Source organism: Pseudomonas sp. 7SR1, assembly GCF_900156465.1.
In the GTDB taxonomy this organism is placed as follows: domain Bacteria; phylum Pseudomonadota; class Gammaproteobacteria; order Pseudomonadales; family Pseudomonadaceae; genus Aquipseudomonas.
In genome coordinates this window covers 3409608-3420000 of record NZ_LT707064.1, presented here as the reverse complement: position 1 = coordinate 3420000, position 10393 = coordinate 3409608, and the positions used below count along the sequence as shown (strand labels likewise).

The following is a 10393-nucleotide window of genomic DNA, read 5'->3' as shown; positions in this document are numbered from 1 at the left end:
GACCACCACTCAAACGATCCAGGCTGTGGGTCAGTTCCCGCTCTACGATGGCCTTGAAAAGCTCATCCTTGGAAGAAAAGTGGCTATAGAACGCTCCTCCACTCAGCCCGATCGCCTTCATCAGCCCATCGACGCCCACCGTCGAAAAACCTGATTTCTTGGCGGATACGGCACTGCTGGCAAGCAGCTTTTCCCGGGTTTCCATTTTGTGATTGGCTGAATAACGCATGAATCCTGCCTCTGATCGTTCACCTTGACCTATACCCGACCTTAGCATAACGTCCGTTAAGCTAACGATCGTTTACCAATGAGGCTGATCATGGATAACAAGAAGGTCGTACTGGTTGTTGGCGCGGGAGATGCCACGGGTGGCGCAATTGCCAAACGTTTCGCGCGGGAAGGGTTCATCGCCTGCGTCACGCGCCGCAGCGCCGATAAACTCGCACCATTGATCGAGGCGATACACAGCCAGGGCGGCGAAGCCCACGGCTTTGCCTGTGACGCACGAAAGGAAGACGATGTGATCGCGCTTATCGAACAAATCGAAAGCCAGATCGGCCCCATCGACGCGTTCGTGTTCAACATCGGTGCCAACGTGCCCTGCAGCATTCTCGAAGAAACCGCCCGTAAATATTTCAAGATTTGGGAAATGGCCTGTTTCTCCGGTTTCCTGAACGCCCGGGAAGTGGCCAAACGCATGGTCAAGCGCCAGCGTGGAACCATTCTTTTTACCGGAGCCACAGCAGGCCTACGGGGCGCCTCGGGGTTCGCCGCGTTCGCGGGTGCCAAACACGGCATTCGAGCGCTGGCCCAGAGCATGGCTCGTGAGTTGGGCCCCCTGAATATCCATGTGGCCCATGTAGTGGTGGACGGCGCCATCGACACCGACTTCATTCGCGACAATTTCCCGGAAAAGTACGCGACCAAGGATGAGGACGGCATCCTCGATCCTGAACATATCGCCGAGAACTATTGGTACCTGCATACCCAACCTCGTGACGCCTGGACCTTCGAGCTGGACCTGCGCCCCTGGAGCGAACGCTGGTAAGTCCCTCCCCATAACAACAAGAGAGCTGTGACCATGAGCAAATCGGTAGAGTTTTTCTTCGATCTTGGCAGCCCCGCGACTTATCTGGCGTTTACCCAACTCCCCTTGCTCTGCGCACATACCGGCAGTGAGCTGATCTATCGCCCCATGCTGCTGGGCGGTGTCTTCAAGGCGACAGGCAATGCATCGCCCGTGACCGTTCCAGCCAAGGGCGCGCATATGGCCAAGGACCTGGAGCGCTTCGCCAAGCGTTATGGCGTGCCCTTCAAGCTCAATCCTTACTTCCCGATCAACACCCTGTCATTGATGCGCGCCGTGACTGGCATGCAAATTCGCCAGCCGGAACGTTTCATGACATTCCTCGATTGTCTGTTCCAGGCCCTATGGGTCGATGCTCGAGATCTCAACCAACCGGAAACCGTGGCGACGGTGCTGGATGAAGGCGGCTTCGACCCTGGCCAGGTGCTGGCGCTGACAGCAGACGAACAAATCAAGCAAGCACTCAAGGCCACCACCGAAGAAGCCATTGCCAGGGGCGTATTCGGTGCCCCCAGCATGTTCGTTGGCGCAGAGTTGTTCTTTGGCCAGGATCGGCTGGACTTCGTCCGGGAAGCCCTCGGTTGATCTGTGGATCAGATTGCCATCGTTCGCGTGTTCAACCATTGCAGGGCGTCGCCCTCCAGCAACGGGCTCAGGCGCCGCTGCACCTCGGCGTGGTAGGCGTTGAACCAGGCCTTTTCATCCTGGGTCAGCAACGATGGCTCCAGGCAACGCGTGTCGATCGGGCACAAGGTCAGGGTTTCGAACTCGAGGAATTCGCCGAACTCGCTGCTGCCCGCCTCAAGGTTCATGGCCAGGTTCTCGATGCGTACGCCCCAGCGTCCCGGACGATACGTTCCCGGTTCGATGGATGTGATCATGCCTGGCTGCATGGCCGTCTGTGGTGTGGGAGCCGCCTGGTAGGCAATGACCTGCGGACCTTCGTGGACGTTGAGAAAATATCCGACGCCGTGACCGGTACCGTGCCCGTAGTCCACCTGCTCGGCCCAGATCGGCGCCCGCGCGATGGCGTCCAGCAGAGGCGACAGGATACCCCGCGGAAACCGAGCCCTGGACAAGGCAATGACGCCCTTGAGCACGCGCGTGCAGTCACGCTTCTGTTCAGCGCTGGGCGTCCCGACCGGCACCATGCGGGTGATATCGGTGGTGCCGCCAAGGTACTGGCCGCCAGAGTCGATCAACAGCAAGCCATTGCCTTCGATGACCGCGTGGGATTCTTCCGTGGCGCGGTAGTGAGGCATCGCACCGTTGGCGTTGAACGCGGCAATGGTATTGAAGCTCAGGGAAACGAAATCCGGACGCCGCCTGCGCGCCGCCGTCAGGTGTTCGTCGATGGTCAGCTCGGTGATGCGTTCTCGGCCCCAGGCACCTTCCAGCCAGGCGAAGAACTCACAGAGCGCCGCGCCATCCTGCTCCATGGCCCGACGGATGTGCTCGGCATCGGCCAGGCTTTTGCGAGATTTGGCCAGCGTGGTGGGGTTGAGCCCTTCCACCAGTTTCACGTCGCTGGGCAGATTGTCCAGCAAGCCGACCGTGACTCGGGCCGGATCGACCAGCAGGCTCGCACCGTCCGGCACTTCCCGGAGCGCGCTGGCCGCTTCGCTGTAATCGCGCAGGGATACGCCATCCTGCTCCAGAGTCGCGCGCAACGCACCGTCGATTTTGTCCAGGGCGACGAACAAGGTCGCCTGCTGTTGGCTGATCAAGGCAAACGAAACGAACACCGGATTGAACGACACATCCGCGCCACGCAGGTTGAACAGCCAGGCGATATCGTCCAGGGTGGCGATGAAATGCCAGTCGGCGCCACGCTCCTTGAGGGTTGCACGCAGCTTGGCGAGCTTCTCGACGCGACTGACGGTCGCGTGAGGGGGCAAATGCGGGTAGACCGGCTGGTTGGGCAGGTCCGGACGGTCGCTCCAGGCCTCGTCGAGCAGATCGATATCGGTGCGCAGCCGCGCGCCTCGCTCCTGAAGCTTACCGCTCAGGGTCCGCGCCGACGCCACGGCCATCACCGCCCCATCGACCGCGACCACCGCGCCTTCAGGGGTTTGTTCGGCAAGCCAGTCCAACGGACCGGGTTGGCCCGGAATGAGCTTGACCAGTTCGATCCCACTCCCCTCCAGCTCATGGGTAGCCTGCTCCCAATAACGACTGTCGGCCCAGACCCCGGCGAAATCCCCCGTCACGATCAAGGTACCGACCGAGCCATGGAACCCCGACAGCCATTGCCGACCTTGCCAGTAACCTGGCAGGTACTCCGAAAGATGCGGATCGGCCGACGGCACCAGCAGCGAATGGATGCCTTCACGGCTCATCAGCTCACGGATTCGGGCCAGGCGTTGGGGAACCAGTCCGTGGGTCAAAGGCTCGGTACTCATCGTTTCTCCTGTTCATCATTATTGTTCGCGCCGGACATCCGGCTTATGAAGTGGTGGCCCAGAATGCTGGCGCAGCGGCGCAGGCCGCCTTGATCAACCGTACCGCCTCGTCGATATCCTGTTCACGGGTGAAGCGTCCCAGACTCAAGCGGATGGTGCGCCCCGCCGCACGCGCATCGAGCCCCAAGGCCAGCAGCACGTGGGATGGCGTATTGTTCGCCGAATTGCAGGCAGACGTGGCGGAAAAAGCAAGCGAAGCCCCCAATGCAGTCGGGTCGAATTCCCCGTCATTGAAAGTCAGGCTCAGCGTATGCGCAATTCGCTGAGTCGCACTGCCATTGACTCGCACGCCCGGCAGGGCCAGCAGCGGTTCGAGCAAACGATTGCGCAATCGAGCGATTTTGTCGAGTTCATCGTCGAACGCCTGATTCGCCAGTTCGAAGGCCGCGCCCATGGCTGCGATCTGATGGGTTGCGAGCGTGCCGGAACGGAAACCTCCCTCATGCCCGCCGCCATGGATCTGGGCTGACAGACGCGGCCGTGCGCGCTCACCGACATAAAGCGCGCCGATACCTTTGGGGCCATAGATCTTGTGGGCGGAAAACGACATCAGGTCCACCGGCCACCGGGCCAGGTCGATCCTGACCTTGCCGGCCCCCTGGGCAGCATCCACATGAAACAGTGCGCCATGGCCACGCACGATCTCGCCGATGGCCGCGACGTCGTTCAGGGTACCCAACTCATTGTTCACCAGCATCAGCGACACCAGGAAAGTGTCTTCGCGCAACGCCTCGCGCACCGCTTGCGGGTCGATCAGGCCATCGGCGTCCGGCGCCAGCCGGGTCACCGCAACGCCGCCCTCTTCCAGTTGCCGGACTGTGTCGAGAACCGCCTTGTGCTCGATCAGGCTGGTGATGACATGCCCCGTGGACGCCCCGCGCGCCTGGGTCACGCCCTTGAGGGCCAGATTGTTGGATTCGGTGGCGCCGGAAGTCCAGACGATCTGCTCCGACTGCGCTCCCACCAACTGCGCCACCTGCCGGCGCGCATGCTCCACCGAGCGGCGGGCCTGCTGGCCGAAAGCGTGGGAGCTGGAGGCCGGATTGCCGAAATTGCCGTCGAAGCCCAGGCATTCAACCATCACCTGGATGACCCGCTCATCCACCGGCGTAGTGGCGGCATAATCGAAATACAAAGGACGTTTATTCATGGAAAACTCGCAGAGCCTGTTCCGGGACCGGGCGCCCTCGTTGGGTTCGAGACTGGCGTTACCCGATCAAGACCTTAAAGAAGTGAGACTTCGTTTAAAAGTGCGTAGGAACGCTCCTGAACAGCGAGCTTAGCAGGCATCCGGTCGAAGCTCAGCCCTCAACCGATGCTTTCGAGCAACAACGGGTACAGCGAGGCAACCAGCAACAGGGCCATGCCCCAGTTGAACAACCGCAACCAGCGGCGATCACGCAGCAGATTGCGCAAGAGACTGCCGCACACCACCCACAGGCTCACGCTGGGCAAGTTGATCAGAGCAAACACCGCGGCAATCACCACCACATTGAAGAAATAACCCTGAAGCGGCGTGTATGTACTGATAGCGCCGATAGCCATGATCCAGGCCTTGGGGTTGACCCATTGGAAGGCCGCCGCGCCCCAATAGCTGATAGGTGTCTGCTCCCCCGTCCGGCTGTCCGAGACCGGACCGGAGTGGGCGATTTTCCAGGCCAGGTACAGCAGGTAGGCTGCGCCGGCGTAGCGCAGCACGGTATAGAGCAACGGATAAGTCTGGAACACCGCCCCCAGGCCAAGGCCCACCGCCAGCACCAAGGAAAAGAACCCGCAGGTGATGCCCAGCATGTGAGGAATGGTGCGGTTGAATCCGAAATTGACACCCGAAGCCAGCAACATGGTGTTGTTGGGGCCAGGCGTGATCGAGGTCACGAGGGCAAACAGGGCAAAGCCCAGCAGCAGATCAAGCGAAAGGGTCATGGCAGGAATCCATCGGGTGGTCGGGTAATGACCCTACCCGACGTTTCGACCCAAACCCATGGACAGTTGAGTGAAACTTAAAGCAGTACAGTCGCTCAGCTTGGCCTGCCTGGCAGCTTCTGTACGGTCTGCTCAGCGCTCATCTCGCCACGGTCATCGAAGCTCGAATTCTTCTGCGATGGACCGAGCAACTCGGCTTTTTTCGCATGATATTCATCGAACGACAGTCCCCGGCGATTCAAGGCTTCAAGCGCCAGTTCACGGGTTTCTTCGGCGGTGTAGGGACGCAATTCAGGCGAGGAACTGGCGCAACCGCTCAATACGGCGATGGCCGACAACAGCAAGACAGCAAGGATACGATTCATGGCGAGTGTCCAGTGTTCCGAGGTGATGGAACAAAGGCTACCCGCCAGCCTCGCGGGGCAGAAATCAACCCTCTCGATAGTGGGTATCGCCGCTTCGGATCCCGTCGCTGCGCTCAGACGACCAATTGGCAATGCAGCGCATTGTCCGGGCTGCGCTCGATGCTGCGCACCACCTGGAACGAGCCGAACGTCACCGCCCTGACCCGGTGCGCCGGAATCAATTGCCAGAAATCCTCGTCACCGCTTTCAAAGCATCGAAACGCGTCTTGGCCCGCCTCGCGGGTTCGCCACTGCAAGTAGCCGAGTACACGCCTGCCATCCTCGCTGGCCTGGATACTGGCGCTTAGAAACCCCTGCTGATCCCGAGCCAGGCGTTCGATCCGTTCCGACAGCGCCAGGATCAATGTCGGCTGCCATTGCGGTTCGATGTCGAATTCGATCAGTTGAGTAAAGCTGCGATTGTTCCCAGGCACGTGCATGACGGTTCCTCGATACAGGTGGGGCGAATCTTGCGATCCGAAGGCGTGCAGGGTAAACCTCCAGTTAACTCAAGGTCAAGCGGTGAATGATCATGACGCAGATCGATGTCCACAAAGCGCTCACCGTAGGCCAGGTGGCCGCCCGCAGCGGCGTCGCGGTCACTGCCTTGCATTTCTATGAAGCAAAGGGGCTGATCAGGAGTACCCGCAACCAGGGCAACCAACGACGCTATCCCAGGGGCGTGTTACGGCGCGTGGCGGTGATCAAGGCGGCCCAGGGCCTGGGTATCCCCCTGGCGGAAATCGGCCGGGCCCTGGAAACCCTGCCCGCCGACCAAGCCCCGACGGCTGCCGACTGGAAGCGCCTGTCGCAACAATGGAGTCGCGACCTGGACGAACGCATCAATCAATTGGTGGCACTGCGTGACCGGCTCGAAGGCTGTATCGGCTGCGGGTGCCTGTCGATGCAAGCGTGTCCGCTGCGCAACCAGGGGGACGTATTGGGCAAGCGTGGACCGGGCCCTCATCTGCTGGATCAGACCTGAAACGTTCGTCGGCGCAAGAGTCGGCTCCAGGTCGCTGCCCTATAGTGGTGAAGCGCAAATCGACGAAGGCCTCTTCGTCGTACGGGAACAAGGAGAAATGTCATGGGCGTCAAAGCCATTCCAGAAGGCTTCCACAGCGTCACGCCTTACCTGGGCATCAAAGAAGCTGCGCAAGCCATCGATTTCTATAAAAAAGCCTTCAATGCCACTGAAGTCATGCGCCTGGCCATGCCCGACGGGAGCATCGGTCATGCCGAACTGCGGATCGGCGGAAGCCCCATCATGCTCGGCACGCCATGCGATCAGGGCCCGCTGAGCAATCCCGATCAATCGCCATCGGTGGGCCTGCACCTATACGTCGAGGACGTCGACAGCCTGTTTGCCCAGGCGATCGCCGCCGGTGGAACCGTGATTTGCGAAGTCAGGGATCAGTTCTATGGCGACCGCAGCGGTTCCCTGAAGGATCCCTATGGGCACGTGTGGTTTCTGGCAACCCATAAAGAGGATTTGACCCAGGAGCAGATCGAACAGCGGGCCAGGGAGATGTTTCAGCAAAACTGATTTCCCTGCTCATCCCTGCAATCACCCAGGCCTGTTCGCGAGCACTGCGGTCCGACGGTACAGAGGCTGCCAACCGACACGTCACTCTCGCGCACAGGCTCATCTGCAAAGGCCGGGCGCGTTCGGTAAACGCGAAACATTTTCTTTCATCTTTATCTTCGGGATTTCCTCTGCTCGTTCGTCTTAATTAGATGCAACAGGCCGCGTCGGCAAAAGCCACGGCCTGTTTTTCATGGTTCACGGTGTTGCGAAGCCCGCGATACGGAACCTTTCATCGGATCAAGACGTTCAGCCATGTCAAAGAAGTCCCGCTCCAAACTCTGGTTCCTGGTGCATAGCTGGTTGGCGCTGCCCATCTGGTTTTTTGTACTCATCGTCTGCGTCACCGGCACACTGGCGGTGGTCAGCCAGGAAATCGTCTGGCTGGTCAACCCGGACATGCGCGCCAGCAAACCCTCGGACGATGCCCAACGGCTCAGCTACGACCAGGTCGTCGCCGCCATCAAGCGCGCCCAGCCGCAGACCCAGGTGCTAAGCATCGCCCGTCCGGACGAGTCGCATTTCGCCCTGGAGGCCAAGGTGACCTACCCCGACGGCCGTCCCGACACCGTCTACGTCAACCCGTACACCGGGATCGTCCAGGGCTCGGCGCCGGTGTTCAACTTCAGGGCCTTCACCCGCGCCCTGCATGGATGGTGGTTGGTGCCGTTCACCAACGGCTACAGCTGGGGCTGGTATCTGGTCTCGTTCCTGGGGCTGCCGCTGCTGGCCTCCCTGGTGACCGGGCTGGTGGTCTACAAGCGGTTCTGGAAAGGATTCTTCCATCCGACCCTGCGCCTGCGCCACGGTGCACGGATTTTCTGGGGAGATTTCCACCGCCTCAGCGGCATCTGGTCGATCTGGTTCATCGCAGTCATCTCCATTACCGGCACCTGGTTCCTGATCCAGGCCGTGCTGGGCGATAACCACATTTCCATTTCCAGCGCCCCGGTAATACCGGCCGTCTCCCGTGAAAGCGTGCCCTTGTCGACCGACGGCCTGCCACCGCCGCAACTGAGCCTGGACCGGGCCGTCGAGATCGCCCGGCAACGGATTCCTGGCCTGGAAGCGAGCTTCATCAGCATGCCCGGCAATGCCTACAGCCACCTGGAGATCGGTGGGCGCGGCTGGTACCCGCTGATGTTCCAGACCGCCACGATCCATCCCTATACAGGCGAGGTGGCGGCCTCGCGGTTGCTGTCGGATCGCACGGCGCTGGAGTTCGTCACCGAGTCGATGCGCCCGTTGCACACCGGGGACTTCGGCGGGCTCTGGATCAAACTCATCTGGTTTTTCTTCGGCCTGATCCTGAGCATGATGGTCCTCAGCGGACTGCTGATCTGGACCAAACGCACCGCCCTGGCCACCGCCAATGCCTTCAAGCGCAGTCATAAAGCCCCGCGCGCGCCTCAGGCCGTCCGCCCGCTGCAACCGTCCATCAATCGTGAATCACCGGAGGGCAACCTGTGAGCCAAACCACCGTGGCACCACCCTCTCCCTCTCGCCTGACCCTGTTCTGGCAGAAATGGCGCTTCCATCTCAACGTGCTGTTGCTGCTGATTCCCCTGGGCTTCATGCCCAAGTACTTTTCCGAAGCGGCCCTGTTCCGGGGCGATGCCGGCCTCGGCGAACGGGAGGTCGGCGAAATCCAGGTCGGTCCCTGGAGCGTGCGACTGGCCGAATTTCGCGATGAAGCCCCGCGTGCCGACGGCCCGGCCGGGCACATGAAGCAATTCAACGCCGCGCTTTGCCAAAGCTGCATCAGCCAGGTCAAGGCCACCTACCTGCGCATCGGCAAGCCTCGCAGCCTGCGAGCCGCCGGAGTGATTTTCTTCGGTTCCCCCTATCGCATGGGCGCCTGGTTGCCGGTGCCGAAGAAGACCCAGCCCGACGCCGAACTGTGGCTCACCCTCGAAGGCTGGGACGGTTCGATGCACCAGGCCTCCATTCCCCTGAGCCAGGCTTCTCCGGCCACCATTGCCTGGCTGAAGACCCACGGAACCCAACCATGACCCACAACACCTCTCTGCGCAGCCTGGCGCTGCTCCTGTGCGTCGGTTTCAGCGCCGGCGTCCAGGCCCACAACCCCATGTGCGAATGCAAGGCCATCGATGCCGAGCAGATCCAGTGCACCGGCGGCTTTTCCGACGGCAGTGGCGCTCCCGGCGTGACGCTGGACGTGATCGGCTACGACGAAACCATCCTGGTGCCGGGCAAGCTCGGCGCCGATTCGAAACTGACCTTCAAGAAACCGGACACCGAATTCTACGTACTCTTCGACGCAGGCCCTGGCCACGTGGTGGAAATCGACCAAGCCGACATCGAGGCCCCATGAGCAACGCCACCACTCAGGTCATCCGCCCCGCAGGCGCGGGCCATGAAACACTCTACGTATTGCTGCTGTGCCTGTTCATCGTCCTTGTGGCCGGTTCGGTCGTGGCCTTGCATGGAGAAACCCAGGATGTCAGCCACCTCGCCGCTCACCAGATCGACGCCCGCCGCGACCTCAGCGCCGCCGAACAAGGCATCTATGCCGACCTGCGGGTGACCCTGGATGAGATCCGCCTGTTGCGCGAGGAGCAACAGGCGCTGCCCAGTCCGCAGGTCCTGGCCGATGAAGGCTTTGCCCCTTTCGCCAAGGACGCGAGTTCCGTCAGCCGGGGCGGCCACGCTTGGCAACGGTTGGAGGACCACGCCTACTTCGGTGCAAGTGCCAATGCCTCCATTGCCGGTTCGTTTCTGATGCGCATCAGCGAAACGTCCGACGCAGCCCCTGATATCTGGCTCAACCGGGGTACCCCGCTCGCGCCCCCCGGCGCGCTGGACGACAGCACCCTGTCCGCCGCGGGCTGGCAACAGATCGTCGCGCAGTTCGATGCCGGCGTAACGCGCCAGCACCGGCACTGACCCCACGTCTCACTGCAGAGAAGAC

The 10393-nt window shown here is 61.3% G+C and carries 14 protein-coding genes (1 of these 14 running past the window's edge); 8 read left to right on the top strand and 6 right to left on the bottom strand.

Annotated elements, in window-relative coordinates; genetic code table 11:
* Positions 1-229 carry the 5' end (the start) of a TetR/AcrR family transcriptional regulator gene (locus BW992_RS15670; protein ID WP_076406529.1) on the bottom strand. The gene continues 341 nt to the left of window position 1, outside the view, so only the first 229 of its 570 coding nucleotides appear in the window; its start codon is at positions 227-229; its stop codon lies off the left edge, out of view.
* 90 nt (positions 230-319) lie between these two features.
* Here BW992_RS15670 and BW992_RS15665 point away from each other — a divergent pair, with 90 nt between their 5' ends.
* Together BW992_RS15665 and BW992_RS15660 are read left to right on the top strand one after the other, a co-directional pair.
* On the top strand, positions 320-1048 hold the full coding sequence (locus tag BW992_RS15665) for an SDR family oxidoreductase (RefSeq protein WP_072394096.1): 729 nt from the start codon (positions 320-322) through the stop codon (positions 1046-1048).
* A gap of 33 nt (positions 1049-1081) precedes the next feature.
* The gene (locus BW992_RS15660) at positions 1082-1672 is read left to right on the top strand and encodes a 2-hydroxychromene-2-carboxylate isomerase (RefSeq protein WP_076406526.1); all 591 of its coding nucleotides are present in this window, start codon (positions 1082-1084) and stop codon (positions 1670-1672) included.
* Positions 1673-1680: 8 nt separating this feature from the next.
* Here BW992_RS15660 and BW992_RS15655 read toward each other — a convergent pair whose 3' ends face one another.
* From BW992_RS15655 to BW992_RS15635, 5 genes are all read right to left on the bottom strand, one after another.
* Entirely contained in the window at positions 1681-3489 is a 1809-nt protein-coding gene (locus BW992_RS15655) for an aminopeptidase P family protein (RefSeq protein ID WP_076406524.1), read from the bottom strand.
* 43 nt (positions 3490-3532) lie between these two features.
* On the bottom strand, positions 3533-4699 hold the full coding sequence (locus BW992_RS15650) for a cysteine desulfurase family protein (protein ID WP_072393110.1): 1167 nt from the start codon (positions 4697-4699) through the stop codon (positions 3533-3535).
* Between the two features lie 158 nt (positions 4700-4857).
* Positions 4858-5472, bottom strand: coding sequence for a LysE family translocator (locus tag BW992_RS15645; RefSeq protein ID WP_072393113.1), 615 nt, complete (start codon positions 5470-5472; stop codon positions 4858-4860).
* A 95-nt stretch (positions 5473-5567) separates the two neighbouring features.
* Positions 5568-5837, bottom strand: a complete 270-nt coding sequence (locus BW992_RS15640; protein ID WP_072393115.1) for a hypothetical protein — start codon at positions 5835-5837, stop codon at positions 5568-5570.
* Between the two features lie 113 nt (positions 5838-5950).
* Positions 5951-6316 carry an antibiotic biosynthesis monooxygenase gene (locus tag BW992_RS15635; RefSeq protein WP_072393118.1) on the bottom strand — a complete coding sequence of 122 codons (366 nt, stop codon included), beginning with the start codon at positions 6314-6316 and terminating at the stop codon, positions 5951-5953.
* A 92-nt stretch (positions 6317-6408) separates the two neighbouring features.
* Between BW992_RS15635 and soxR the strand changes: the two genes are divergently transcribed.
* The 6 genes from soxR to BW992_RS15605 all read left to right on the top strand — a co-directional run bounded on the left by soxR (position 6409) and on the right by BW992_RS15605 (position 10368).
* Positions 6409-6861, top strand: a complete 453-nt coding sequence (gene soxR / locus BW992_RS15630) for a redox-sensitive transcriptional activator SoxR (RefSeq protein WP_076407344.1) — start codon at positions 6409-6411, stop codon at positions 6859-6861.
* A gap of 102 nt (positions 6862-6963) precedes the next feature.
* Complete coding sequence (locus BW992_RS15625; protein ID WP_072393122.1) at positions 6964-7422, top strand: VOC family protein; 459 nt, start codon at positions 6964-6966, stop codon at positions 7420-7422.
* Between the two features lie 294 nt (positions 7423-7716).
* On the top strand, positions 7717-8931 hold the full coding sequence (locus BW992_RS15620) for a PepSY-associated TM helix domain-containing protein (RefSeq protein WP_076406522.1): 1215 nt from the start codon (positions 7717-7719) through the stop codon (positions 8929-8931).
* Positions 8928-9473 carry a thiamine pyrophosphate-binding protein gene (locus BW992_RS15615; protein WP_076406519.1) on the top strand — a complete coding sequence of 182 codons (546 nt, stop codon included), beginning with the start codon at positions 8928-8930 and terminating at the stop codon, positions 9471-9473. The genes BW992_RS15620 and BW992_RS15615 overlap by 4 nt, the downstream gene beginning before the upstream one ends.
* The gene (locus BW992_RS15610) at positions 9470-9796 is read left to right on the top strand and encodes a hypothetical protein (protein ID WP_072431846.1); all 327 of its coding nucleotides are present in this window, start codon (positions 9470-9472) and stop codon (positions 9794-9796) included. Before BW992_RS15615 ends, BW992_RS15610 begins: the two co-directional genes overlap by 4 nt.
* Positions 9793-10368: a DUF6162 family protein gene (locus BW992_RS15605; protein ID WP_072393134.1), complete on the top strand. Its 576-nt coding sequence runs from the start codon at positions 9793-9795 to the stop codon at positions 10366-10368. The genes BW992_RS15610 and BW992_RS15605 overlap by 4 nt, the downstream gene beginning before the upstream one ends.
* Positions 10369-10393 lie beyond the last annotated feature (25 nt).